We start from the raw sequence: 25,196 nt of genomic DNA on the forward strand, positions 1-25,196 counted from the left end.
GATCATGGTCGAGATCCCGCCCGCCCTGCCGCTGCAGGTGATCCACCGCGGCTGGAACACCTTCGGCATCGCCACGCTGACGCTGCAGGACGGCAGCACCGTGCGGCGGGCGCTGGAGGACCACGGGCAGGCGGCCTGCGTGCTGCCCTACGATCCCGAGCGGCGCGTGGCGCTGCTCGTCCGTCAGGCGCGGGTCGGGCCCGCCTTCTGGGGTGAGTCGGCCGAGTTCGACGAAGCCCCGGCGGGCGGCCTCGACGGGGGCGCCCCCGAGGCGACGGCGATCCGGGAGGCGATGGAGGAGGCGGGCGTCCGGCTGACCCGGCTGGAGCCGGTCGCCCACGCCTACAGCATGCCGAGCGTGTCCTCGGAGCGCCTCTGGCTCTACCTGGCACCCTACGCCGCGGCCGACCGGGTCGGCCCCGGCGGGGGTCTGCACGCGGAGGGCGAGCAGGTGGTGGCCGTGGAGATGCCGCTGGCCGCGCTGGCGGAACAGGCCCGGGCCGGCCGCCTGCCCGATCTCAAGACCCTGGTTCTCGTCCAGGCCCTGATGCTCCGAAGCCCCGAACTGTTCGCCGCATGACCCTCTCGCCCACCGCACCCGCGCCGGATGTCCTCGCGGCGATGCTCGCCTTCGCCGAGGAGGCGGCCCCGCTGGCCCTCGCCATGCGGGCGCGAGGCCTCGCGATGAGCAACAAGGGTCCGGATCTCGGCCAAGCGCTGACCGAGGCCGACCTCGCCGTCAGTCGGTTGATGCACGCGCGGTTCGGCCCCGACCTGATCGAGGAGGAGACCGCCGAGGATCTCGGACAGGCGGCGGCCCGGGCGCTGCTCGCCCGCGACGCCTGGACCTTCGTGGGCGACCCGATCGACGGGACCCGGCCCTTCGCGGGCGGCCTGTCGGGCTGGGGCGTGATGGTGGCGGCCTGCCGCGGTGGCTGGCCCCGGGCGTGCGTCATGAGCCTGCCGGCCTGGAACGAGGACCGCTCCGCACCGGCCGGGGGCGTACCGGCGGAAGCCACGGAGGGTCTCCTGCTGGCGGCGAGCGAGGGCCGCGCCTACTGGGCCCCGACCCGCGGCGGCCGCATGACGACGGCGCTGCGCCCGCTCGAGCGCCCGGAGCGCCGGACCGGCCATGTCGGCTGGCTGTCGGTGACGGCGCAGCGCTACACCCTGGATTACGGCCGCGGCTGGTTCCCCTGGAGCGAGGGCGGGGCGATCTCGGACGCCGCGCTCCTGGCCACCGGGCGCCTCGACGCGACCCTGAGCAACAACCGATTGTGGGACCTGGGCCCGATCCTCCCGCTGTTCGAGGCGCTGGGCTTCCGCCTGTTCCACTGGCCCGATCTCGGGGATCCGCCGGCGGACTTCGTGGACCTGTTCGACGCCGAGCTGTCGGCCCATGACGACCTCTGGCTGGTGTGCCGGGATCGCGCGCAGGCCGCCGATCTGGCGACGGCCATCCGCCCCGCCTAGGACAGGGCCCTGCCGGGCCGCGTCCGGGCCGCGTCCGGGCCGGGATGGCCGTCGATCGGGCGGTCCCGGATCGCGCGGGGATCCGGGACCGCTCTCAGAGCGCCGCGATCAGCGACCGGATCCGCGCCTGCGACGCCCTGAGCCCGTCCTCGGCCTGGGTCCGGGCGGCATCGAGCTTCGCCAGCTCGTCCTCCTGGGCACCCATGCGGCTGAGATAGCGGCGCGCCAGCTCGCTGTCCTTCGGAACGGCGCCGAGATTGCTGCGGATGCGCTCCTGCTCCGCCTGCACCTTCGCCGCGCGCTCGCCGATCTCCTCGACGGTCCGGGTCGCCGCGGCGACCTCGGCGCGGGCCTGGGAGAGGGTCTTGAGCTTGCCGCCCAGCTCCGGGTCGGTCGCCAGGGAGGCCCACCGGACGAGCAGCGCCTCGTCGGCGTCGACGAGGTCGTAGGCGTCGATCCGGACGCGCTCGAGCACGGCCCGGGTCTCGGCCGTCCCGCCGGCGGGAACCGCGACCTTGAGGCGATAGGCCGTGGGGGTCTCGCCGTCGCGAGCGGACGCGGTGAGGGTCCAGCCATCCCGTCGGGGATGCTCGATGATCACGGAGCGGGCGGCGTCCGGCGCACCCTTGATCGTGTAGGTCGTGACCTCCCGGGCGATCACCGTCGCGCGCGCCACGCCGTCGACCACGGTGATCTTGGTCAGGGCGTCGCTCGGCGCGGTCTCCGCCTGGACGGCGACCTTGCGGTCGAGGGCGAAGCTGGCGAGCCGCTGCTCGCCGACGGGCGTCGCGGGCAGACGGGCGTCCCCCAGGTAGCCGGCCTTGCGGTCGTAGAGGGTGATGAGGCCCGCCGGCAGGGTCGCGCCGGCGCTGTTGCGGATCCGGAGGGCCGCGATCGGGTGAACCCCCTGGCCTGGCTTCCAGAGGGCGACCCGCTCGGCCTCGATCTCGGTATCGAGGAACGGCACCGACAGCGTGCCGCCGGCGCGCAGATCGACCGGATGCGGCAGCGTGAAGTTCGCCGCGACATCCCCCTCGCTGGCGGCGGCGCCCGCGGTGGCGGCCGCGGCGTCGTAGCTCGGTTCCGCGGCCTCCATGCGGCTGTCGCGGGTGTCCATCCGCGCCATCGGGGCCGGAAGAGGCGCGGCGGCGGGGGCCGGGGCGCGCAGGCGCGCGACCGACTTCGACGCGACCGTGCCCGGGTCGAGGTCCGGCATGCCGACATCCTCGACCATTACCGGCGCCTCCGGTCTCTTGCGCCAGTAGCGCTTGTGCAGGCGCTGGAGGAGCGCCACCGGCGACCCGGACGAGAGGGTGACGTCGACGCCCGTCCAGTCGGCGCCGAGGGCGTTCTCGATGATGGCCCAGGCCTGCAGGTTCGCGCGCCCGCCGCCGCCATCGACGATGCGGTAGCTCGTCTTCCAGACGGGCGCGGCGACGACGTAGGTCAACCGGACCTCGCGCTGGCCCTGCCCGGAGACGGCGATCTCGACCCGGTGGGCGTCGCCGACCTTGGTCTTCCCGGCCGCCGCGATAGCCTCGGCGATCTTGGCCGCCATGGCCGGGTCGAGGATCGTCACGGAGGCGCCGTCCTCGATCGGCACGGATTCGAGCGTGCCGGTCGCGGTCAGGACGGTCAGGATCGAGACGTCGCCGGTCCCGGTCCCGGCATTCCGCTCGGAGACGCCGAGCACCCGCCCTTCGAGCGTGCGCCCGCCGCTCTGGACCCGGATCGGGACGCCCTGCAGCTTGCCCACGAGGCGGGTCGGCGCGGACAGGTCGTCCGCGGTGAACGGCATCGTCCGCAGGGTCTCGTCGGCCTGATCCACCCCGTCCAGGCGCAGGGCGCCGACGGTTCCGACGGGATCGCGCACGACGAGGCTCTTGAGAATGTCGTCGACCTGCTCGGGCCGGACGCTGAGCCCGATCGTCCCGTCGCCGTCGACGGCATGGACCAGGGTCACTTCGGCCAGGCCGCCGCTCGACAAGGTCACCGCGCGGATGCCGTCGGGCGCTGCCATCAGGGGCGATGCGGCTGCAATCATGGACACGAGGACTCCGGCTAAGGTCAGATGCGATCGGATCAATTCGTCTGGCTCCAGTCAGGGCGCGCCCGCCGCACGCGGTCCCACCCTGGCCGACCGCGCGCCGTCCGGCAAAGGCTTCGTGACGCGCGCGGGCGTGAACCGATCGCGGGCGCCCCTCCCGTGCTGTCCGCGCCGGGGCGCGCCGGGTCGCGGCGCCGATGCGGCGGGATGGGAACGGCGGCGCGATGGGGGAAGGCTGCGGTCCGCGGATGCACCCTACCGTGTCCGGCCGAATGTCCTGCCGTTCCAGACGGCGATCGCGCCGCACGGATCCTGCCCGGATCGTCCGCACGTCGCCCCGGTCATATCGACGATGACCGCCGGGCGGCCTCCCACCGTGCGGAATCGGAGGTCGTGGGCGACGGCGTCGAAGGCGTCCACGAACCCGTCCGTCGTCGAGGCGAAGACCTGCATCTCGCAGCCCGCGGTGCCGCACGCGGCGGACCCGTCATCGCCGCATTGGACGGCCGCGAAATCCAGGATGAAGTCCGGTACAGCGTCGCCGTTCACGTCCTGGCGGGTGATGAAGCCCGGCTTGAGCGTGGCCGGCTCGGACCCGCAGGACGCCTCGGCCCGCGCGGCCGACGCCGCGACCGGCGGCGGGAGATCGTCCGCCGCGGCGGTGAGCGGGACGGCGGGCGGGAGGGCGAGAGCCAGGGCGGCGAGGGCGCGACGCATGCGGCCAGGATCCTCAGGCCCGTCCGCCCTGTCCAGCGCACTAGCTCATCGCGGCCCCGATGGAGGCTACGCCCCGGGCCTTCCTCCGACCCAGGCGCGCAGCGCGTTCGCGCCGTCCGGACGGATGGTGACCGCGACGCTGGGGGCACGGTCGACAGCGGGAATGAGGGCGCCGCTCGACAGGGCGACGTCACCGGCGAGGGCGCCGAAGCCGTATCGGACATCCGCGCATCCAGCGAGGGTGGGCGACCGGTCCTGTGCTCGCCCGGCGCTTCCCGGAGCGTCGACCCGGGGAGCGACCGCCTGCCTGCGGCGCCGGAAAGCCAGACAACCTCTACTCGGCGCAGGCGAAGCGCGTCCCGTCCCACAGGAAGGTCGTGCGGCCCGGCCCCCTCCGGACCGAGCCGCAATTCCATCCCTCGTCGTTCGCCGAAGCCGCCGGCCGGCCATTCAGCGCGCGAAACCGGAGGTCGTGCGCGTAGATGTCCAGCACCAGGACGAACCCGTTCTTCGAGGATGCGAGGACGATCTTCGGGCATCCCATGAGGCCGCACTGGGAGACTTCTTCGTCGCCGCATCGGAGGCCGCCGACGTTGAGGATGAAGTCCGGCACCCCGTCACCGTTCACGTCCTGCCGGTCGATGACGAACGGATCGATCCTCGCCGGCGCGGATCCGCAGGCGGCCTCGACCTCGGCGATGGCCGCAGCCACCGGCGGCGGGAGATCGTCCGCCGCTGCGGCGAGCGGCACGGCGACGAGAAGGGCGGCGACGGCAGGGCGCATGGCGCCAGGATTCGGGTACCCGTCCGCTCTGTCCAGCGCACTAGCTCATCGCGGCATCGACGGTCGATGCGGCGCGCCCGTCCTCCCGCGGGGGCCGCCTCGTGAGGGCCCGTGTCCGAGAGGCGCGACGGACCGGGCGGCGCACCGAGTGCCGGTGCGCCGCCCCTCGACCGTCCGGCCGATCAGTTCAGCGTCGCGTTGACCGGGCGGCGCTCGGCCCCGACCGTCACGTCGCCGATCATCAGGCCCATTGGGCCGAGGCGGACCGGCACCGTCTCGCCGTCATGGACCTTGCCGGAGAGCACCAGCTCGGCCAGCGGATCCTGGACGTTCTTCTGGATCACCCGCTTCAGCGGCCGCGCCCCGTAGGCCGGGTCGTAGCCCTTGTCGGCGAGCCAGTTCTTGGCCTCCTCGTCGACCTCCAGGGTGATCTTGCGATCGTCCAGGAGCTTCTGCAGGCGCCTGAGCTGGATCTCGACGATCGCGCCCATCTCCGACCGCGCGAGGCGGTGGAACAGGATGATCTCGTCGACCCGGTTCAGGAATTCCGGCCGGAAGTGGCCCCGGACCACGCCCATCACCTCCTCGCGGACCGCGTCGGTGTCCTGGCCCGCGGGCTGGTTCACCAGATACTCGGCCCCGAGATTCGAGGTCATGATCAGCAGCGTGTTGCGGAAGTCGACCGTCCGCCCCTGGCCGTCGGTGAGCCGCCCGTCGTCGAGAACCTGCAGCAGGACGTTGAACACGTCCGGGTGCGCCTTCTCGACCTCGTCGAACAGCACGACCTGGTAAGGCCGGCGCCGCACGGCCTCGGTGAGGGCGCCGCCCTCCTCGTAGCCGACGTAGCCCGGAGGCGCGCCGATCAGCCGGGCGACCGCGTGCTTCTCCATGTACTCGGACATGTCGATGCGCACGAGCGCCGTGTCGTCGTCGAACAGGAAGCCGGCGAGCGCCTTGGTCAGCTCGGTCTTGCCGACGCCGGTCGGGCCCAGGAACATGAACGAGCCGATCGGCCGGTTCGGGTCCTGAAGCCCGGCGCGGGCGCGCCGGACCGCGGTCGAGACCGCCTCCACCGCCTCGCGCTGGCCGACGACGCGCTTGGACAGCGCCTCCTCCATGGCCAGGAGCTTCTCCCGCTCGCCCTCCAGCATCTTGTCGACCGGCACGCCGGTCCAGCGGGAGACGACCCCGGCGACGTGGGCGGGCGTGACCGCCTCCTCCATCATCGCGTCGCGGCCGTTCTCGGCCTTCGCCTCGATCTCGGCGAGCTGCTTCTCCAGGCCCGGGATCACCCCGTAGGCGAGCTCGCCGGCGCGCTGGTACTGGCCCTGGCGCTGCGCAGCGGCGAGGTCGTTGCGGGCCTCGTCGAGCTTCTTCTTGAGGCCTGCGGCCGTCCCGAGCTTGTCCTTCTCGGCCTTCCACCGGGCGGTGATCGCCGCCGAGCGCTCCTCCAGGTCGCCGAGTTCCTTCTCCAGCCGGACCAGCCGGTCGCGGGAGGCGGAATCGGTCTCCTTCTTCAGCGCCTCGCCCTCGATCTTCAGCCGGACGATCTCGCGGTCGATGTTGTCGAGCTCCTCGGGCTTCGAATCGACCTGCATGCGCAGGCGCGAGCCGGCCTCGTCCACGAGGTCGATCGCCTTGTCGGGCAGGAACCGGTCGGTGATGTAGCGGTTCGACAGCGTCGCGGCCGCGACCAGGGCCGAATCCTGGATGCGCACGCCGTGGTGCTGCTCGTACTTCTCCTTCAGGCCGCGCAGGATCGAGACCGTATCCTCCACGGTCGGCTCCGACACGAAGACCGGCTGGAAGCGCCGGGCGAGCGCCGCGTCCTTCTCGACGTGCTTGCGGTACTCGTCGAGCGTGGTCGCGCCGACGCAGTGCAGCTCGCCGCGGGCGAGGGCGGGCTTCAGGAGGTTGGAGGCGTCCATGGCCCCGTCCGCCTTCCCGGCGCCGACCAGCGTGTGCATCTCGTCGATGAACAGGATGATGCCGCCCTCGGCCGCCGTGACCTCGGAGAGCACGCCCTTCAGCCGCTCCTCGAACTCGCCGCGATACTTCGCGCCGGCGATCAGCGCGCCCATGTCGAGGGCGAGGAGGCTCTTGTCCCGCAGGGACTCGGGCACGTCGCCGTTGACGATGCGCAGGGCCAGACCCTCGACGATCGCGGTCTTGCCGACGCCGGGCTCGCCGATCAGCACCGGGTTGTTCTTGGTGCGCCGGGACAGGACCTGGATAGTCCGCCGGATCTCCTCGTCGCGGCCGATCACCGGGTCGAGCTTGCCGTCCCGGGCGGCCTCGGTGAGGTCGCGGGCGTACTTCTTCAGCGCGTCGTAGGCGTTCTCAGCCGAGGCGTTGTCGGCGGTGCGACCCTTGCGCAGCGCGTTGATCGCGGCGTTGAGCGAGGCCGGGGTGACGCCCGCCGCCTGGAGCGCGCGGCCGGCCTCGGAATCCTTCTCCACCGCGAGGGCGAGGAGCAGCCTCTCCACCGTCACGTAGGAATCGCCCGCCTTCTCGGCGGCCTTCTCGGCGGTGTCGAACAGGCGCATCAGCTCGCGCGTCGCCTGCGGGGCGGCCGCGTTGCCGGAGACCTTCGGCTGCTTGGCGAGCCACTGCTCAGTCTGTGCGAGCGCCACGCGCGACTGGCCGCCCGCGCGGTCGATCAGGCCGGCGCAGAGGCCTTCCGGATCGTCGAGCAACACCTTGAGCAGGTGGCCCGGCTGAAGCTGGGGATGTCCCTCGCGCATCGCGAGGTTCTGAGCCGCCTGCACGAAGCCGCGGGCGCGCTCGGTGTACTTCTCGAAGTTCATGCACAACCCTCCCGTACCGGCATCCGCCGCCCGATGAGAGGCGCGGCGCCACCGAAACGTCGCCCTCCGGCTATCCGCCGCGCGAGGGCCCCGGCGCCGTGGTGGCCGCCGGTAGACCCGATGTGGTGTTGCAATTGAGCACCACAAGGGGCCGCGAAGCTCTTGCGCGCCGGATCATTTCAGGGCCACGCTCCGCGCATGACCGCATTGATTCATGTCAGCGCCCTGTATCGCTACCCGGTGAAGGGCCTGAGCCCCGAACCCGTCGAGCGGGCGGAGCTCGAGACCAGCGGCCACTTCCCGGGCGACCGGCTCTACGCCATCGAGAACGGTCCGTCGGGCTTCAACGCGGTTGCGCCCCGCCACCAGCCCAAGACCAAGTACCTGATGCTCATGCGCGACGAGGCGCTCGCCCGCCTGCGCACCCGCTACGACGATGCCACGGCGACGCTGACCGTGGAGGGGTACGGCGACCCGCAGGCCTTCCGGCTCGACACCGAGGCGGGTCGCGAGGGCCTCGCGGAGCTGATGCGGCGCTACGTCCCCGAGAGCCTCCGGGGCGAGCCGAAGGTCCTCGCCGCGCCGCCGCAGTACCGGTTCACCGACTCCCCGACCGGCTACGTGTCGCTCATCAACCGGGCGAGCGTGGCCGCGGTGGAGGACTACCTCGGCGCGCCCGTGGACCCGCTGCGCTTCCGCGGCAATCTGCTGGTCGAGGGGCTCGAACCCTTCGCCGAGCTGGAGATGGTCGGGCAGGTGGTCGAGGCGCCGAGCGGGTTGCGGCTCAAGATCACCAAGCGGACCGTGCGCTGCGCCGCCACCAACGTCGACCCGGTCAGTGGCGTGCGCGACTGCGACATCCCCTGGACCCTCGACGCACGCCTCGGGCACCGCGACCTCGGCGTCTACGCGGAGGTGATCGCCGGCGGGCCGCTGGCGCGGGGCGACGCGCTGCGCGTGGTGGGGTGACGCGCGACGGGTGATCCCAGCGCTGCCGTCGTTGCGAGAGCAGCGAAGCGAGCGAGGCAGCGCCACGCTGACACGCCGCGCGCCGCCCTGGGTCACTTCGCTGCGCTCGCGATCACGGGTGAGCGCGGCCAGAGAGACGTCGTGTCAGAGCCGCGACACGTAGGCCGCGAGATCCTTGATATCCGCCTCGCTCAGGCCCTGCGCGACTTCGTTCATGGCGGGATCGTAGCCGGGCCGGGCGTTCGACTTGTAGCCGGCGAGCGCCTTGGCGAGATACTCCTCCCGCTGCGCCCGGATCCGCGGGATCGCATCCCGGCCCGCGAGGTCCGGCCCGTGGCAGGAATTGCACTGGTGCTTGGTGACCAGCGCCTGCGCGCGCGCCGCCAGGGCCGCGTCGGCCTGTGGCCCGGACCAGGCGGGCGGCGGCAGCGTCGCCACCGCGTCGGCGTAGGCGCGCAGGTCGTCGTCGGAGAATCCGGCAGCGACCTCGTTCATCGGCGGCGCCTCCCGCTGCTTCTCCCGGAACTGGAAGAGCTGCGTGACCACGTAGTCCGGGAGCTGCCCGCCGAGCGAGGGCACGCCCTCCGTCGCCGACGTGCCGGCCCCGTGGCAGCCGATGCAGGGGGCGAGGCGCTCCTGCATCGCCGCGTCCGGGGCGGCGAGCGCCGCGCCCGCCAGCAGCAGCCCGCCGAGGGCGGGGACCAGCCCGCGGGCTGCCCGGGTGGGGCGGCGCATCACCGGCCGTAGCTGACGCGGTAGATCGCGCCGTTGTAGTCGTCGGAGACGAGCAGCGATCCGTCCTTGGCGACCAGCACGTCGACGGGCCGGCCGACATACTTGTTGTCCTGGAGGAAGCCGGTCAGGAACGGCTCGACCGCGGCGGTCTTGCCGTCCGGTCCGGGCTTAGCCACGACCACATCGCCGCCGAGCTTGGTCGTGCGGTTCCACGAGCCGTGCCGGGCGACGAACATCGCGTCGCGGTAAGCCTCCGGGAACTGCGTGCCGGTGTAGAACCGCAGGCCGAGGGAGGCCGTGTGCGGGCCGAGGAGCGCCGCCGGCGCGGTGAATTCCGAGCAGGCATGGCCCCAGCCGTATTCCGGATCCGTGAACGTGCCCTGGTGGCAGTACGGATAGCCGAAATGCTGCTTGCCCGGCTCCGTGAGCACGTTCAGCTCGTCGTTCGGGATGTCCTCGGAGACCCAGTCGCGGCCGTTATCGGTGAACCAGAGCTGCTTGGTCTTCGGGTTCCAGTCGAACCCGACGGTGTTGCGCACGCCGCGGGCGACCACTTCGGCGTTCTTGCCGTCGAGGTCCATGCGCCGGATCTGCGCGTGCGTGTCCGGCGGCATCACGATGTTGCCCGGCGCGCCGACCGGGACGTAGAGCTTGTTGTCCGGGCCGATGGCGATGAACTTCCAGCCGTGGGCCTCGTCCTTCGGCAGGTCGTCGTAGACCAGGGTCGGCTTCGCCGCACCGTCTAGGTGGTTGGCGATGTCATCGTAGCGCCAGATCTTCGAGAGTTCGGCCACGTAGAGGGCACCGTCGTGGTACGCGACGCCGTTCGGCCGGTGCAGGCCCGTCGCGATGGTCTTCACCGCGCGCTTCCCGTCACCGTCCGGGTTCGGCAGCACCGCGTAGACCTTCCCCACCGTCCGGGTGCCCACGTACAGCGTGCCGTCCGGCGCCTGGGTCATCTCGCGGGCGTTGGCGAGGCCGCTGGCGTAGACCTCGATCTTGAAACCCTCCGGGACCTTCAGCTTGTCGAGCGGCAGCTTGGCGGCCGCGGTCGCCAGAGGCGGTCCGGCCACCGGCGCGAGCTTGGCCGCGGCGCCGCCCTCGGGGCGGCCGTAGAGGGCCGAGCCGCGATCGACCTGGACATTGGGGGGCGGGGCGGCGGTCGCGGGCGTCTCCTGCGCGGCGACCGGGCCGGATCCCATCAGGCCGAGACTCAGTCCGGCGAGGGCGGCGGCGAGGCCGCGGGTCAGGATCGGCTGGCTGATCGGCGTCATGATGTCTCCCGGTGGCGGCGGCCTCGCGGACCGCCCGCTCGCTCTGCACTCTTTATTCAACGGTCCGCCGGGGAGTGCGACCGGCCCGGGCGGCAGGGAGGCGACACTCCGCGGCCGCCGTAACGTCGGCCGGGATTCGGTGCGCCGCCGCGTCCTCCGGGGCCATCTTCGGCTGTCGCGTCGGCTCACCTTGCGTTTTGGGCAATGATCTCCGAAAACGCCCCCCGTCCGGGAAGCTTAGGCTTGGCCGGGGCTGCCGGCCGTCCGCTGGAGCCCGGCCGACGCGGCGTTCCGATCCGGTTCGAGGACACGTATCGATGATCGATTACGCGCAGGCGCGGCGGATGATGGTCGACTGCCAGTTGCGGACCTTCGACGTGAACGACAACACGGTGCTCGACGCGTTCGACACCGTGCCGCGCGAGGCCTTCGTGCCGAAGGGCCGCGAGCCCTTCGCGTATATCGACCAGACCCTGAACCTGGGCGAGGCCGGCGGCGAGACCCGCTGCATGCCGGCCCCGATGGTCGTAGCCCGGATGATCCAGGCCCTGCGGGTCCGGCCGGGCGTCGCCGCCCTCGACGTCGCCACCGGCTACGGCTACGCCGCCGCCGTCATGGCGGAACTCGGCGCGCAGGTGACGGCGCTGGAATCGGTGCCCGATCTCGCCGCGGCGGCGCGCACCCGGCTCGGCGCCGCCGCCCAGGTGATCGAAGGCCCGATCGCCGACGGCGCGCCCAAGCAGGGCCCCTTCGACGTTATCCTGATCAGCGGCCGGGTCGAGGTCCGGCCGCAGGCGCTGCTGAACCAGCTCAAGGACGACGGTCGCCTGGTCTGCGTGTTCGGTCCGCACCGCAACGCCAAGGTCACGCTCTTCGTGCGTGCCGGCGACGCGTTCGGCGCTCGGCCGCTGTTCGACGCGTCGCTGCCCGGTCTCGAGGCCTTCGCGGCGGAGGCGGGCTTCGCGTTCTGACAGCGCGCGCCGGATCGCGTCCGCCCCCGTCGGCGCGGGCGGATCCGTGACGGCGCCGCAGGCCCCGATCAGCCGAGCCTGTAATCCCCCAGCCGGGCCCGGCGGGCGCTCCGGCGATAGGCCATCACCGAGTCGGGCCAGAGGGTGTTGTTGCGCCCGGTCGCGTCGAGGTACCAGCTGCGGCAACCGCCGGCCTGCCAGATGCTGTCGGCCATGCGGCTGTGGATCCGGTCCACGAACCGGGCCTGGGCCTCCGGTCGGACCTCGATGGTCTGCCTCCCGCGGCGCAGCGCCTTCAGGCAGTCGAGGACGTGCTGCACCTGGATCTCGATCATCGAGACGACCGAGTTGTGGCCCAGCCCGGTATTGGGCCCGAGCAGCATGAAGAAATTGGGGAATCCCGCGACCGTGATGCCCTGGTAGGCGCCCACGCCGCCGGACCAGGCCTCGGTCAGGCTCCGGCCGTCGCGGCCGACGAGGTGCATCCGCGCGAAGGTCGCGGCCACGTCGAAGCCCGTGGCGTAGACGATCACGTCGAGGTCGTGATGCTGCCCGGCCTCGGTGGTCACGCCGGTCTCGGTGATCCGGGCGATGCCGTCCGTCTCCAGGGTGACGTTCGGACGCTGGAGCGCGGGGTAGTACTCGTCGGAGATCAGCACCCGCTTGCAGCCGAGGCGGTAATTCGGCGTCAGCTTCGCCCGCAGGGCCTTGTCGGGGACCGCCTTGGCGAGATGGTGCCGCGCCAGGGACTCGGCTTGGCCGGTGAGCTTCGAGACCTTGGTGAAGCCGAGCAGCGCCCGCACCTCGTGCAGCCAGAACAGCCGCGCCCGCTCGAGCCGCCGGCTGAGCGGCAGGCGCCGGTAGCGCTCCCGGGCCCGCTCCGCGATGGCGTGGTCGTTCTTGGGCATGATCCAGGGCGGGGTGCGCTGGAACAGCGTCAGGTGCGACGCGACGGCGGCGAGTTCCGGCACCACCTGGATCGCGCTGGCGCCGGTGCCGATCACCCCGACTCGCTTGCCCGCCAGCGCCGCGGAATGATCCCACGTCGCGGTGTGGAAGGCGGGGCCGGCGAACGCGTCGCGGCCGGGGATGTCCGGGTAGGCCGGATGGTGGAGCCCGCCCATGCCCGCGACGATCGCGCGCGCCGTGATCGGTCCCCGGTCGGTCTCCACATGCCACAGGGCGCGCGCCGCGTCCCAGGTGGCGCCGGTGAAGGTCGTCCCGAGCTGGATCAGGGGCGTCAGGCCGTTCCGCTCGGCGGTGTCCTGGAGATAGGCCAGGATCTCCGGCTGCGGCGCGTACATCCGGCTCCAGTCGGCCTTCGGCGCGAAGGACAGCGAGTAGAGGTGCGAGGGGACGTCGCAGGCCGCCCCCGGGTAGGTGTTGTCGTGCCACGTGCCGCCGATGCCGTCGGCCTTCTCGATCACCCGCAGCGGGCCGATGCCCGCCTGCCGGCAGCGGATCGCCATCGCGAGCCCCGAGAATCCGGCGCCGACGATCAGGACGGCCAGGGTCTCGTCCGCGGGCTCGGTCATCGCAGGGTGCTCCCGGACGGGGTGTGCGGCGCGTGCGCCGTCAGGAAGGCCGCGGCCTCGTCGAGGGAGGTCCGCGCCTCCGGCAGCATGCTGGCGGCGAACTGCCAGGCGTGGGACACGACCGGGAACAGCTTGAGCTCCGTCTCGACGCCGGCCCTGCGGGCCCGCTCCGCCATGCGCACGGAATCGTCGCGCAGGACCTCGCGGGCGCCGACATGGAACAGCAGCGGCGGGAAGCCGGTCGGGTCGCCGTAGAGCGGCGAGACCCGCGGATCGGCCGGATCGGCGGCGCCCAGATACATCGGCCGGATCGCCGCGAGCGCCTGCGGGTCGAACATGGCGTCGCGCCACGCATTGGTCACCCGCGATCCGTCCTCGGACATGAAGTCCGTGGCCGGCGAGAACAGGGCCGCCGCCCAGGGCATCGGCAGGCCGCGGGCGCGGGCCTCGCCCATCAGCACGAGGGCGAGGTTGCCGCCGGCCGACTCGCCCGCCACGCAGGCGGCGCCCTCGGCGCTGAACGCCGCCCAGACCGCCGTGACGTCGTCGACCGCCGCGGGGAACGGGTGCTCGGGGGCGAGGCGGTACTCGGGCGCGAAGATCGTGAAGCCCCGGTTCGCCAGCGCGCCGGTGACGGGACGGTGCGTACGGGGCGAACAGGCGATGAAGCCGCCGCCGTGGATGTAGAGCATCCGCCGGCCGGGGCCCGCTTTCGGCCGGACCCACTCGCCCTTGACCCCGCCGACGATGCCCGGCTCGTAGGTGACACCCTTGGGGTCGGGGAAGGTCGGCGCCTCGAAGATCCGGCGGAACGCGGCCGCGTCCCGCGCCCGGGACAGGGGGCCGCGGACCCGGCTGCGGACCATGTAAGCCCCGAAATACGCGCGCAGGCTCGCCATCTCAGAGCGTCCCGCCGGACAGGCGCACAATCGTCTTCCAGTAGCCCACCGGCATCAGCCGCTGGATCAGCGCGGCGTTCTTCGCGTCCTTGCCGATGACGATCCGGGGCGCCCGGGCCTCGATGCCGCGGATGATGGCGGCGGCCGCGTCGGCGGGCGCCAGGGTCAGGAGCTTGCCGAACGCCTCCCGCGCCTCCTCGTCCTCTACGGCCGCGCGCTTCGCAGCCTCCGGATCGCTCGGCGGCCGCCGGCCGCGGGCGTTGCGGGAGATGGCGGTGGCGACGCCGCCCGGGTGGACCACCGTCACCCCGAGGCCGGTGCCGGCGTACTCGTGCCGCAGCGCCTCCGAGAAGCCGCGCACGCCGAACTTGCTGGTGCAGTAGGCGACTTGGCCCGGCGGCGCGATCAGACCGAACAGGCTCGACAGGTTGACGATCTGCGCCGCCGGCCGGGCGCGGAGCATCGGCAGGAAGGCGTGGCACATCCGCACGACGGCGCGCAGGTTGATGTCGAGAAGCCACTCGAAATCGTCGAGATGCGTCTCGTCGAACCGGCCGCCGAGGGCGACGCCGGCATTGTTGATGAGGAGGTCGAGATGCCCGGACCGCTCCGCGACCCAGGCGGGCAGCGCGCGGATCCCCTCGGCATCCGTGAGGTCGAGGACGCGCGTCTCCACCGTGACGCCACAAATCTTCGCGGCGACGGCCGCGAGGCCGGTCTCGTCTCGGTCCACCAGGAGAAGGGTGCAGCCCTTCGCGGCGAGGCCCTCAGCCAGCGCCGCGCCGATGCCGCTCGCCGCCCCGGTGATCAGGGCCACCGCGCCCGCGAGTTGGAACCGCTGTGCCAAACCGCGCCCCCGTGCCGCCGATCTGGATCGGACCGTCCACGGGGGATAGGCCCCGCCGGCCGGATTGTCTAGGGTGAACACCCTAGACGGGGACGGGATCATGTCGCGGGGCGAGGGTCGGAGGGTCGAGCGCGAGTGGGAGGTCGGCCCGGAGCCCGGTCCCGCGGCCGCGTCACCTGACACGCGCACCCGGATCCTCGCCGTCAGCCTCGCGCTGTTCAATGCCCGCGGCCTCGGCCACGTCACGACGGCGGAGATCGCGGCCGCGGCGGGGATCCGCGAGGGCAATCTGCAGTACCATTTCCCGCGCAAGCGCGGCCTCGTCGAAGCCCTGTTCGCGGCCTTCGAGACCGAGGCCGTGGCGGTGGCGGGCCGGATGCCCGCCGACCCCGCGGCGCCGGAGGCGCTGCTCGCCTACCAGAGGGCGTGGTTCGACCTGATGTGGCGCTACCGCTGCGTCTACCGCGACGGTATCGCCATGGTGGAGATCGCGCCGGCCCTGCGCGCCCGGGTGCACGCGCTGCGGGCCGAGACCCAGGCGCTGGCCCGCGCCGTGTTCGAGGCGGCCGTGCGGGCGGGGCGGCTGCGCGTTTCCCCGGACGCGCTCGGGCGACTCATCGACAACGCCTGGATCGTGTCGAGCCACTGGATGAGCCACCGTCTCCAGGGCGGCACCGCCCTGACGGAAGCGGATCGGGACTGGGGCTTCGCGCAGGTCCGCGACCTCTTCGCGCCCTATCTCGCGCCCGAGAGCCCTACTTGACGGCCACTGGCCCGATCCTTCCATGCGCTCCGGCCAAGCTCGGACCCGAAGGACGCGATGCTCGACCGCCTGACCCATGCCGGCCTCAGCCTGCTCGTGCTGCTCGCGGTCGCGTTCCTGTTCTCGACCAACCGGCGGGCGATCAGTCCCCGCGTGGTCCTCACGGGACTGGCTTTGCAGGTCGGCCTCGGCGCGCTGGTCCTGTTCCTGCCCGCCGGGCAGGCCGCGCTGCGCGCCGCCGCGGACGCGGTCGTGACCGTGCTGTCCTACGGCGACCGCGGCACGGCCTTCCTGTTCGGCGGCCTCGTCGAGCCGAAGATGTTCGAGCTGTTCGGCGGCTCAGGCTTCATCCTGGCGCTGCGGGTCCTGCCGCAGATCCTCTACGTCTCCGCGCTGATCGGCGTGCTCTACCACCTCGGCGTGATGCAGGTGCTCGCCCGCGGGCTCGGCGCCGTGCTCCGGCGGATCCTCGGCACCTCGCCGATCGAGTCGTTCTCGGCGGTGATCACGATCGCCATCGGCCAGAGCGAGATCGCCGTCGCCCTGCGCCCGTTCCTCGCCCTGCTGACCGGCGCCGAGCTGTTCGCCGTCATGTCGAGCGGCGCCGCGTCGACGGCGGGCTCGATCCTAGCCGGCTACGCGGCGCTCGGCGTGCCCATGACCTACCTGCTCGCGGCCTCCGTGATGGCGATCCCGGGGGGCCTCGTCTACGCCAAGATCCTGATGCCCTCGACGGAGCCGACCCGGATCGCCACCACCCGGGTGGAGTTCGGCGAGACGCGGGCGGCCAACATCATCGAGGCGGCGGCCGACGGCACTCAGAAGGGGCTCGCGGTGGCGGTCTCGGTGGGGGCCATGCTGATCGCCTTCGTCGGGCTGATCGCGCTGGCGGACGGCCTGTTCGGCACCCTCGGCGGCTGGATCGGCTACCCGTCCGCCTCGTTCGAGGGCGTGCTCGGCTGGGCGCTCGCCCCGCTGGCGTGGCTGCTCGGCGTGCCCTGGGACCAGGCGACCCTGGTCGGCGGGGCGATCGGCCAGAAGCTCGCCTTCAACGAGTTCCTGGCCTACGCCAACCTGTCGCCGGTCCTGAAAGCCGGAACCCTCGAGCCGCGGGCGCAGGCCATCGTCTGCTTCGCCCTGTGCGGCTTCGCGAATCTCGCGTCGATCGCGATCCAGCTCGCGAGCTTCTCCAGCCTGGTCCCGGAGCGGCGCTCGGAGGTCGCCCGGTACGGCCTGCGGGCCATCCTCGCGGGGACGCTGTCGAACCTCACGAGCGCGGCGATCGCGGGGCTGTTCGTGGCGTGACGGGTCAGGCCGCCTTGCGCGCCGCGAGCAGCAGCGCGTTCGGGCGGGTCCGCTTCGGCACCGGCAGGACGCGGTCGAGGACGGCGCCGACGCCGTACGCGAAGGCGAGCGCCGCCGCCCAGGACCATGTCCGCCGGAAGAAGCGGTCGCGGCAGCGGACGGGGCTGACCTTGGCCATCCAGTGGATCAGCGAATCGTGCCGGTCCATGCCGATGGCGTGGACGGCCTCGGGCGTGCAGCCGAGCGTCCCGGCCAGCGCCTCCAGGGCTCTGGGCGTCCACCACGTCAGGTGGTGGGGCGGCGCGTTGATGACGAAATTCGGGACCGTGGTGTTGGGCGAGGGCCATAGCGGCGTGCCGATCAGGACCACGCCACCCGGCTTGACGCAGGCCGCGAGCGCCCGGGCGAAACCCAGCGGGTCCGCCACGTGCTCGATCACCTGGAACGCGCAGGCGACGTCGTAGACCGGCCCGACGCGCGCCGCGTGCGCCTCCACGGTCTCGTCGAGGATCGCGCCGGTCGGGTCCTCGGCGGAGAAGTTCGGATCGAGGCCGGTATAGGTGGCGTCCGGCACGTAGGCGCGGAACCCGCCGTGTCCGCAGCCGACATCGAGCACCCGGGCTCCGGACGGGACGTGCGCGGCGGCCTGGCGGAATTCCAGGCGCTCCGTCTCCGGGCCAGCGAGCTTATCGTGCGCGGCGATCCGGCCGTAAAACGCCCGGTAGAAGGCCGCGTCGCCGGCCACCGGCGGATCGAAGAAGATCAGTCCCGTAGGAGATTCCCAGAGCCGGAACGTGCCGGCGGGGCGGAGCAGCGGCCCGACATCGACGCGGCCGGAATAGTGCCAGAGGAGCGTCAGGAAGCCGGCGTCCAGGCGCTCGACGCAGCGCAGAGCGGGGGCACCGGTGATCGGGCAGGGGGGGATCGACCGATCGGCCGTGTGCGCGCTGTCCGCCAAACTGGTCCTCGCTCGCTCCGCAGGCCCGGCTGGTCCGGGGCGCCGCAGCGGCACAGGTTTGGTGCGGCCCGTCAAGCCGAGGCGCGGCTCGTGTCGAGCGCGCAAAGAAAAAGGCGCCGCTTCGAATGAAGCAGCGCCCGGAAACGTCAGAGCGACGTCTTAGTGGAAGGTGTCGATCTCAGCGGACTCGTAGCTGGTGACTTCCATGCCGACGCAGATCTCGGAGACGACGGGGGCGGACCAAGCCATGATTTCCTCCAGGTAAGTTGATGCGATGGATAGAGAGGCCACGAAGGCCGGAGCGAATCGCGCTCCGGACCGCGCGCGACTTAGTTGAACGTGTCGATCTCGGCGGACTCGTAGCTGGTGACTTCCATGCCGACGCAGATCTCGGACACGATCGGGGCAGACCAAGCCATGGCGTTTCTCCTCGCTGTTGCTGCGATCCATATAGGCAATATCTTGGACGCAATACAAGCGAGCACAACACTTATATTTCTCATAGGGAGCCTGGCCGTGGGCGGCGCGGGGTCGTTCCGTGGCCGCGCGGCCACCCGCCGGAGCCCTGTTCGGCATCGGCTGCGGATGGGCGCGGTTTCGGCTTGACGGGCCCCGCGCCCGGGCGCACGACGCACCCGCGCGACGGTGTCCCCGACGGTGTCGCGCTCCCATTCCAGCAGCGACCCGCGAAGCGACGTGCCCGACCGATCGTGCCTGCCGTGCCCGGCCCCGTGCCGTCGTTCCGCCTGAGCCGCTGAGAGGCCCGGCCGCGGGGCGACCGACGCGGCGGCCGGCCACGGCCCAAACCCAGGATGACCGGCGCCGCGTCGCCTCGTAACCCACGAGGCGAGGCCATGAACGAGATCGCCCCCTTCGATACGCGCGTCGATCCCTCCGTGCTGGCCGCCCGCCTGTCGGACGAACGGGCGCCCGACATCGTCGAGGCCCTGAACGACGAGGCTCCCGAGGTCGCCGCCGCCATCCTGCTCGGCCTGCCGCTGGAGCGGGCGATCGAGGTGCTGGACCAGCCGGAACTCGACTGCGCCGCCGACATCATCGAGATGCTGCCGCGGGACCGGGTCGCCGGCTACCTGTCGGGCATGTCGGCCGACCGGGTCACGGACGTTTTCCGCGAGATCGAGGAGCCGGGCCGCTCCGACCTGCGTGCCCGCCTCGACGCGGAGACCCGCGGCGCTGTCGATCGCCTGTCGGCCTACGGCGAGGAGACCGTGGGCTCGCTTATGACCACCGAGTTCGTCACCGTGCCGGGGACCTGGACGGTGGGCCAGACGCTGGAGCACATCCGCCACGTCGAGAAGACCCGGGAGACGATCTACGCGATCTTCGTGCTCGACCCGCGCACCCGGGCGCTCACCAAGGCGGTGCCCCTGCGGCGCCTGATCTCGGGGGACCCGGGCGACAACGTGCTCAGCGTCGCGCCGGGACGCCGGCCGCTCGCGGTCTCGCCCACGGCCAGCCGCGAGGAGGCGGCCCGGCTGATCTCCAAGTACGACCTCCTGGCGCTGCCGGTCGTCGACGCGGTCGGCCACGTGATCGGCATCGTCACCGTCGACGACATGATCGACGCGATGATCGAGAAGCAGACGCAGGACGTGCAGCGCTTCGGCGGCATGGAGGCGCTGCCCGAGCCCTACATGGATATCGGCTTCTTCACGATGATCCGGAAGCGGGCCGGATGGCTGTGCGCGCTGTTCCTGTCGGAGATGCTCACCGCCTCGGCCATGCAGGGCTTCGAGGGCGAGCTGGAGAAGGCGATCGTCCTGACCCTGTTCATCCCGCTCATCATGAGCTCCGGCGGCAATTCCGGCTCGCAGGCGACCTCGCTGCTGATCCGGGCGCTGGCGCTCCACCAGATCCGCCTGCGCGACTGGTGGCGGGTGGCGCTGCGCGAATTGCCGACCGGGATCTTCCTCGGCGCGATCCTCGGCGTGATCGCGGTGATCCGGATCGTCGCGTGGCAGAAGCTCGGCCTCTACGATTACGGCGCGCACTGGCCGCTGGTCGCCGCCACGGTCGGCGCGGCGCTGGTCGGGATCGTGACCTTCGGATCGCTCGCCGGCTCGATGCTGCCGTTCCTGCTCCAGCGGATCGGCTTCGATCCGGCCACCGCCTCGGCGCCCTTCGTGGCGACGCTGGTCGATGTCACCGGCCTCGTCATCTACTTCTCGGTGGCGCTGCTCATCCTGCGCGGGACGCTGCTGTAGGAAGGCCTCCGCGCATCATCCCGTAACCGCCTCGGCCAGCCGCTTCCTCTGGACCTTGCCGTTCGCCGTACGCGGCAGGGCGTCGAGGAAGCGGATCTCCCGCGGGCGCTTGTAGGCGGCGAGCCGCTCGGCGCACCACGCGAGCAGGGCCTCCGCGTCGGGCTCGGCGCTAGCCTGCAGCACCACGAAGCCGCAGATGACCGAGACGTCCGCCCGCACCGGCAGCTCGGCGACCCCCACTTCCGCCACGGACGGGTGGGTCGACAGCACCGCCTCCACCTCGTTCGGCGAGACCCGGTAGCCCATCGCCTTCATCAGGTCGTTGTTGCGGCCCTCGAACCAGATGTAGCCGTCGGCGTCGAGGCGGGCGAGATCGCCGCCGACGAACCAGTCGCCGCGCATGACCTCCGCCTCTTCCTCCGGCCGGTTCCAGTAGCCGAGCATCAGCGCCGGCTCGGTCCGGTGGACGGCGAGGAGCCCGCTCTCTCCGGCCGGGAGCGGCTCGGGCTCGCCCGCCACGGGCAGGATCGCCACCCGCCGGCCCGGCTGCGGCTTGCCGGGCGAGCCGGGGCGCACCGGGATGGTCGGGCCGCTGGATATGTAGGTCGAGATCTCGCTCATCCCCAGCGCCTCGTAGAGGGGCTTGCCGGTGGCCTGACCCCAGGCCTCCAGGAGCTCCACCGCGAGGGGTTCGCCGGCCGTGCAGCCGTGGCGCAGGCTCGACAGGTCGTGGGCGCCGAGGTCGCCGTACTTGAGGATCTGGCGGTAGAGCGTCGGGACGGCGGCGAACAGGGTCGCGCCGTAGGCCGCGATCAGGCGCGGCCAGATTCCGGGATCGCGCGGGCCGTTGTAGAGCACCGCGGTCGCGCCCACCGACCAGGGATCGCTCAGCCCGACGCCGAGCGTGTAGGTCCAGTTCATGGTGCCGGCGTGGAGCATCACGTCGGATTCGGTGAGCCCGAGCCAGTGGTCGAGCATCGGGCGGCGCCCGTAGGCGGCGCGGTGCGCGTGCAGCACGCCCTTCGGCCGGCTGGTCGTGCCGGACGTGTAGATCAGCATCGCCGGGTCGTCGGCGGCGGTGTCGGCGTACTCGGCCATGGGCGGACCGGCCTTCAGGGCGGCGACCGCGGCGGCGTCGAGCAGGAGGCGCCCGCCCAGGACCTCGGGCGCGACCGTGCAGCCGCTTCCGATCACCACGGCGGCGGCCCCGGAATTGTCCATGAGGAACGCCGCCTCGCTCTCGGTGAGCTGCGGCGAGGACGGCAGCGCCACGAGGCCGGCCGCCAGGGCGCCGAAGTAGACGAGGACGTAGTCGGCCTCGTTGCCCATCCGGATCATCACCCGGTCGCCGGGCCTCAGGCCGAGGCCGAGGAAACCCGCCGCGATGCCGCGCACCGCCCGCTCGACTTCGCCGAAGCTGAGGCGGTCCGCGGTGCCGTCGCCGACCATCACCAGGGCGGTCTTGTCGGGACGCAGGCGCGCGTTCTCGGCGAGGCAGTACCGCGCCGCGTTGAAGCGGGCCGGCGGACGGCGGTCATCGTGCTGGCTGTCGGACACCGGGCGCTCCCCGCGGGCGGCTTTTCGCCGGGTGTCCCGCCTGGGCGCGCCTGCGTCAACTGGGGCCGTCGCCCCGCCGGCGAGCGCGGCCCCCGGGCAGTCTGGCCCTCAGGTCCGCCGCTGCGCCTGGCCCTCCTGCTCCTCGAAGCCCTTGAGCATCTTGTCGAGGGTCATCGGGTAGTCGCGGACCCGGATCCCGGTGGCGTTGTAGATCGCGTTGGCGAGCGAGGCGCCGGCGCCGCAGATGCCGAGCTCGCCGAGCCCCTTGCTCTTCAGCGGGTTCGCCTTGTCGTCGAGCTCCGGCAGGAACACCGCGTCGATCTCCGGGAGGTCGGCGTGGACCGGCACGTGGTACTCGGCCATGTCGTGGTTGACGAAGAAGCTGTAGCGCGGATCGACCACGGCATCCTCCATCAGCGCCGCGCCGACGCCGAAGGTCATGCCGCCGATCGCTTGGCTGCGCGCGGTCTTGGCGTTGAGGATGCGCCCGCCGGTGAACACGCCGAGCATCCGCCGCAGCCGGATCTCGCCGGTATCGACGTCGACCCCGACCTCTGCGAAGTGCGCTCCGTACGAGTACTGCGAGAACTTCTGCTTCATCTCGCCGGGCTTGATCTCGCCGGAGGCCTCCATCCCCGCCTTGGCGAGGTCGGCGAGCTTCTCCGTGCGGTTGCCGGACGTGACTGCGCCGTCGCGGAAGGTGGCGCCGTCCGGGTTGAGGTCGCCGGCCTTGAGCAGGGCCTGCCGGAGGTTGTCGCAGGCGACGTAGAGCGCCGAGCCCGCCGAGCCGGCGCCGAAGGATCCCCCGGAGCCGGCCGCGAACGGGAACTCGGTGTCGCCCATCTCGACCCGCACGCGCTCGGGCGGCAGCCCCAGCATCTCGCCGGCGATCTGGGTGAGGATCGTGTAGGTGCCGGTGCCGGGATCGGTCATCGCCATCCGCACCACCAGCACGCCGTCCGGCCCGAGGCGGACCTTCGCGGCGGACGGCATCAGCGGGTTGAGGCGCGCGGCCGCCGACATGCCCATGCCGACGAGCCAGTTGCCCTCGCGCCGGGAGCCCGCGGCCTGCCGCCTGTCCCAGCCGAACAGGCGCGCGCCCTCGCGCATGCAGGGTACCAGCTTGCGGGTCGAGAACGGGACCTTCTTCTCGGGATCCTCGGCCGGCTCGTTGCGCACCCGGAGCTCGATCGGGTCGATCTTCAGCTGCTCGGCGAGCTCGTCCATGGCGCACTCGAAGGCGAGCTGGCCTACGGCCTCCCCTGGAGCGCGCATCGCCGAGGCGATCGGCATGTTGAGGTTGACCAGCCGATGGCGCGTCACGCGGTTCTGCGCGGCGTACAGGGAGCGGGTGACGTTGGCCGAGGTCTCGAAGAACCCGTCGCCCTCGGCGGTGTCGGACCAGGATTCGTGGCTGATCGCGGAGAGACGGCCGTCGCGGTCGGCGCCGAGGCGGATCCGCTGGATCGTGTCAGTCCGGTGGGTCGCGACGTGGAACTCCTGCTGCCGGGTGAGCGCGACCTTCACGGGACGCTGGATCACCTTCGAGGCCAGGATCGCGAGCGTCGCCTCCGGCTGGACCTGCAGTTTCGCGCCGAATCCGCCGCCGATATAGGGGCTGACGATGCGCACCTTCTCGGGGGGGAGCTTGAGCACCGAGCCGAGGGATTTCTGGCCCCGGTTCGGCATCTGGTTGGCCGTGTAGAGCACGACCCCGTCGCCCTCCCAGGACGCGATGGTGGCGTGCGGCTCCATCTGCGCGTGGATCTGGTTCGGCGTGACATACTCCACGTCGAGCTTGACCGGTGCGGCCGCGAAGGCGGCGTCGAAGTCGCCGAGCTTGGAATCCGGCGGCGAGTTGACCGGCTTCGGCTCGTAGGCCGCCGCCAGGCTGTCCTTGAGCAGCCCCTTGGGCTTGGCCGCGTCGTACCGGACCTTGACCAGCATCGCGGCGGCGCGCGCCTGCTCGAAGGTCTCGGCGACCACGAAGGCGACCGGCTGCCCGTAGAACCGGATCTCCGTCCCCTGGAGCTGTGGCCAGACCTGCTCCTTCTTCTCGCCCTGCTCGGGCACGTTCTCGTGGGTCATAACCAGGATCGCGCCCGGCGCCCTGCGGGCGGCCTCCGCGTCGATCGACCGGATCGTGCCGGCCGCGATCGTGGCCGGCACGATGAACCCGTAGGCCGGATTCGCCAGGGCCCGGGTCTCGTAGGCGTAGGGCGCGTGGCCCGTCACCTTGAGCTTGCCCTCCACGCGGTCGAGCGGCTTGCCGACGAGGCCGTCAGGCCGGTCGTCGAGGGGCGTCCGGCCGATCGGCTGGTTCATCTCCATGGGACGGTCCTTGAGCGAGGGCTACGCGCGCGTCGCCTGCGCCACGACGGCGCGCAGGGTCCGGCGGGTCAGCGGGATCTTGAAGTCGTTGCTGCCGTAGCCGCGGGCGCCCTTGAGCACCGCGTCGGCGGCGGCATCCGCCGAGCCGGTCTGCACCAGGGCCGTCTCGGCCTCGGCCACCCGCCAGGGCTTGTGGGCCAGGCCGCCGAAGGCGAGGCGCGCGGCCTGCGGCTTGCCGCCCTCGGCGCCCGCGATCACGGCGGCCACCGACACGGTCGCGAAGGCGTAGGATGCGCGGTCGCGGACCTTCCGGTAGATGTGCGTGCCGGCCACCGGCTTCGGCAGCGTCACGGCCGTGATGATCTCGCCCTTGCGCAGATCGGTCTCGATCTGCGGCGTGTCGCCCGGCAGCCGGTGGAAATCGGCAATCGGGATGCTGCGCGCCTGCCCGTCGGGGTTCACCGTCTCGACCGTCGCGTCGAGGGCGCGCAGGGCGACGTTCATGTCGGACGGGTTGGTGGCGATGCAGGCCTCGCTCGCTCCGACCACCGCCATGATGCGGTTGAACCCGCCGGTCGCCGAGCACCCCGAGCCGGGCTCGCGCTTGTTGCAGGGCATCGCCGTGTCATAGAAATAGTAGCACCGCGTCCGCTGGAGCAGGTTGCCGGCCGTGGTCGCCTTGTTGCGCAACTGGCCCGACGCACCGGCGAGCAGCGCCTTCGCCAGCACGGCGTAGTCCTTCCGGACCCGCGGGTCGGCGGCGAGGTCGGCGTTGCGCACCAGCGCGCCGACGCGCAGGCCGCCGTCCTGCGTGGCCTCGACCTTGTCCAAGGGCAGCCGGTTGACGTCGATCAGGGTGGCGGGCGTCTCGACCTGCAGCTTCATCAGGTCGAGGAGGTTGGTGCCGCCGGCGATGAACTTGGCGTTCGGCCGCTCGGCCGCGAGCTTGGCGGCGTCCTGCACGGTGGCGGGGCGCTCGTAGGCGAAGGCCTTCATCTG

The 25,196-nt window shown here is 72.1% G+C and carries 22 protein-coding genes; 7 read left to right on the forward strand and 15 right to left on the reverse strand.

Features of this window, described 5'->3' with window-relative positions:
- Window positions 1–4 precede the first annotated feature (4 nt).
- A complete protein-coding gene (locus LXM90_RS06320) occupies window positions 5–580 on the forward strand; it encodes an NUDIX domain-containing protein (RefSeq protein ID WP_082558041.1) in 576 nt (191 codons plus the stop codon).
- Window positions 577–1,473, forward strand: coding sequence for an inositol monophosphatase family protein (locus LXM90_RS06325; protein ID WP_026604536.1), 897 nt, complete (start codon window positions 577–579; stop codon window positions 1,471–1,473). The genes LXM90_RS06320 and LXM90_RS06325 overlap by 4 nt, the downstream gene beginning before the upstream one ends.
- Window positions 1,474–1,567: 94 nt before the next feature.
- Here the strand turns inward: LXM90_RS06325 and LXM90_RS06330 are convergent, their stop codons facing one another.
- The 4 genes from LXM90_RS06330 to clpB form a co-directional block, all read right to left on the reverse strand.
- Complete coding sequence (locus tag LXM90_RS06330; protein WP_042671285.1) at window positions 1,568–3,517, reverse strand: DUF4139 domain-containing protein; 1,950 nt, start codon at window positions 3,515–3,517, stop codon at window positions 1,568–1,570.
- Between the two features lie 258 nt (window positions 3,518–3,775).
- On the reverse strand, window positions 3,776–4,237 hold the full coding sequence (locus LXM90_RS06335; protein WP_020090610.1) for a hypothetical protein: 462 nt from the start codon (window positions 4,235–4,237) through the stop codon (window positions 3,776–3,778).
- 334 nt (window positions 4,238–4,571) lie between these two features.
- Entirely contained in the window at window positions 4,572–5,021 is a 450-nt protein-coding gene (locus LXM90_RS06340; RefSeq protein ID WP_020090609.1) for a hypothetical protein, read from the reverse strand.
- 182 nt (window positions 5,022–5,203) lie between these two features.
- Complete coding sequence (gene clpB / locus LXM90_RS06345; RefSeq protein WP_020090608.1) at window positions 5,204–7,828, reverse strand: ATP-dependent chaperone ClpB; 2,625 nt, start codon at window positions 7,826–7,828, stop codon at window positions 5,204–5,206.
- A 198-nt stretch (window positions 7,829–8,026) separates the two neighbouring features.
- Here clpB and LXM90_RS06350 point away from each other — a divergent pair, with 198 nt between their 5' ends.
- Window positions 8,027–8,797 carry an MOSC domain-containing protein gene (locus LXM90_RS06350; protein WP_042671271.1) on the forward strand — a complete coding sequence of 257 codons (771 nt, stop codon included), beginning with the start codon at window positions 8,027–8,029 and terminating at the stop codon, window positions 8,795–8,797.
- Between the two features lie 144 nt (window positions 8,798–8,941).
- Here the strand turns inward: LXM90_RS06350 and LXM90_RS06355 are convergent, their stop codons facing one another.
- Together LXM90_RS06355 and LXM90_RS06360 are read right to left on the reverse strand one after the other, a co-directional pair.
- The gene (locus LXM90_RS06355) at window positions 8,942–9,532 is read right to left on the reverse strand and encodes a c-type cytochrome (RefSeq protein WP_234082073.1); all 591 of its coding nucleotides are present in this window, start codon (window positions 9,530–9,532) and stop codon (window positions 8,942–8,944) included.
- Window positions 9,532–10,806, reverse strand: coding sequence for a PQQ-dependent sugar dehydrogenase (locus tag LXM90_RS06360; RefSeq protein ID WP_170855136.1), 1,275 nt, complete (start codon window positions 10,804–10,806; stop codon window positions 9,532–9,534). The genes LXM90_RS06355 and LXM90_RS06360 overlap by 1 nt, the downstream gene beginning before the upstream one ends.
- Window positions 10,807–11,123: 317 nt before the next feature.
- Between LXM90_RS06360 and LXM90_RS06365 the strand changes: the two genes are divergently transcribed.
- A complete protein-coding gene (locus tag LXM90_RS06365; protein ID WP_234082076.1) occupies window positions 11,124–11,777 on the forward strand; it encodes a protein-L-isoaspartate O-methyltransferase family protein in 654 nt (217 codons plus the stop codon).
- A 68-nt stretch (window positions 11,778–11,845) separates the two neighbouring features.
- Here LXM90_RS06365 and LXM90_RS06370 read toward each other — a convergent pair whose 3' ends face one another.
- The 3 genes from LXM90_RS06370 to LXM90_RS06380 are packed head-to-tail and all read right to left on the reverse strand — an operon-like array spanning window position 11,846 to window position 15,058.
- Window positions 11,846–13,312 (reverse strand): flavin-containing monooxygenase, encoded by a 1,467-nt coding sequence (locus LXM90_RS06370; protein WP_234082079.1) that lies wholly within the window; start codon window positions 13,310–13,312, stop codon window positions 11,846–11,848.
- Window positions 13,309–14,211: an alpha/beta hydrolase gene (locus LXM90_RS06375; RefSeq protein ID WP_234082081.1), complete on the reverse strand. Its 903-nt coding sequence runs from the start codon at window positions 14,209–14,211 to the stop codon at window positions 13,309–13,311. Before LXM90_RS06375 ends, LXM90_RS06370 begins: the two co-directional genes overlap by 4 nt.
- A 1-nt stretch (window position 14,212) precedes the next feature.
- The gene (locus LXM90_RS06380) at window positions 14,213–15,058 is read right to left on the reverse strand and encodes an SDR family NAD(P)-dependent oxidoreductase (protein WP_020090601.1); all 846 of its coding nucleotides are present in this window, start codon (window positions 15,056–15,058) and stop codon (window positions 14,213–14,215) included.
- A gap of 73 nt (window positions 15,059–15,131) precedes the next feature.
- Here LXM90_RS06380 and LXM90_RS06385 point away from each other — a divergent pair, with 73 nt between their 5' ends.
- Together LXM90_RS06385 and LXM90_RS06390 are read left to right on the forward strand one after the other, a co-directional pair.
- Window positions 15,132–15,821, forward strand: a complete 690-nt coding sequence (locus LXM90_RS06385; protein ID WP_234082083.1) for a TetR/AcrR family transcriptional regulator — start codon at window positions 15,132–15,134, stop codon at window positions 15,819–15,821.
- Window positions 15,822–15,878: 57 nt separating this feature from the next.
- Window positions 15,879–17,126: a NupC/NupG family nucleoside CNT transporter gene (locus LXM90_RS06390; RefSeq protein ID WP_020090599.1), complete on the forward strand. Its 1,248-nt coding sequence runs from the start codon at window positions 15,879–15,881 to the stop codon at window positions 17,124–17,126.
- Between the two features lie 4 nt (window positions 17,127–17,130).
- On the opposite strand, the gene LXM90_RS06395 is transcribed toward LXM90_RS06390, so the two are convergent.
- The 3 genes from LXM90_RS06395 to pqqA (LXM90_RS06405) all read right to left on the reverse strand — a co-directional run bounded on the left by LXM90_RS06395 (window position 17,131) and on the right by pqqA (LXM90_RS06405) (window position 18,503).
- Window positions 17,131–18,084, reverse strand: coding sequence for a class I SAM-dependent methyltransferase (locus tag LXM90_RS06395; RefSeq protein WP_020090598.1), 954 nt, complete (start codon window positions 18,082–18,084; stop codon window positions 17,131–17,133).
- Window positions 18,085–18,243: 159 nt separating this feature from the next.
- Window positions 18,244–18,333 carry a pyrroloquinoline quinone precursor peptide PqqA gene (gene pqqA / locus LXM90_RS06400; protein ID WP_020090597.1) on the reverse strand — a complete coding sequence of 30 codons (90 nt, stop codon included), beginning with the start codon at window positions 18,331–18,333 and terminating at the stop codon, window positions 18,244–18,246.
- Window positions 18,334–18,413: 80 nt separating this feature from the next.
- Entirely contained in the window at window positions 18,414–18,503 is a 90-nt protein-coding gene (pqqA, locus tag LXM90_RS06405) for a pyrroloquinoline quinone precursor peptide PqqA (protein WP_007559223.1), read from the reverse strand.
- 393 nt (window positions 18,504–18,896) lie between these two features.
- On the opposite strand from pqqA (LXM90_RS06405), the gene mgtE reads away from it, so the two are divergent.
- The gene (mgtE, locus tag LXM90_RS06410) at window positions 18,897–20,309 is read left to right on the forward strand and encodes a magnesium transporter (RefSeq protein WP_376738881.1); all 1,413 of its coding nucleotides are present in this window, start codon (window positions 18,897–18,899) and stop codon (window positions 20,307–20,309) included.
- Between the two features lie 15 nt (window positions 20,310–20,324).
- Here the strand turns inward: mgtE and LXM90_RS06415 are convergent, their stop codons facing one another.
- The 3 genes from LXM90_RS06415 to LXM90_RS06425 all read right to left on the reverse strand — a co-directional run bounded on the left by LXM90_RS06415 (window position 20,325) and on the right by LXM90_RS06425 (window position 25,193).
- Window positions 20,325–21,866, reverse strand: a complete 1,542-nt coding sequence (locus LXM90_RS06415; protein WP_234082085.1) for an acyl-CoA synthetase — start codon at window positions 21,864–21,866, stop codon at window positions 20,325–20,327.
- A 108-nt stretch (window positions 21,867–21,974) separates the two neighbouring features.
- Complete coding sequence (locus LXM90_RS06420; RefSeq protein WP_234082086.1) at window positions 21,975–24,197, reverse strand: xanthine dehydrogenase family protein molybdopterin-binding subunit; 2,223 nt, start codon at window positions 24,195–24,197, stop codon at window positions 21,975–21,977.
- A 21-nt stretch (window positions 24,198–24,218) separates the two neighbouring features.
- The gene (locus tag LXM90_RS06425) at window positions 24,219–25,193 is read right to left on the reverse strand and encodes an FAD binding domain-containing protein (RefSeq protein WP_234082088.1); all 975 of its coding nucleotides are present in this window, start codon (window positions 25,191–25,193) and stop codon (window positions 24,219–24,221) included.
- Between the last annotated feature and the right edge of the window lie 3 nt (window positions 25,194–25,196).

It is taken from the genome of Methylobacterium oryzae, assembly GCF_021398735.1.
In the GTDB taxonomy this organism is placed as follows: Bacteria; Pseudomonadota; Alphaproteobacteria; order Rhizobiales; family Beijerinckiaceae; genus Methylobacterium.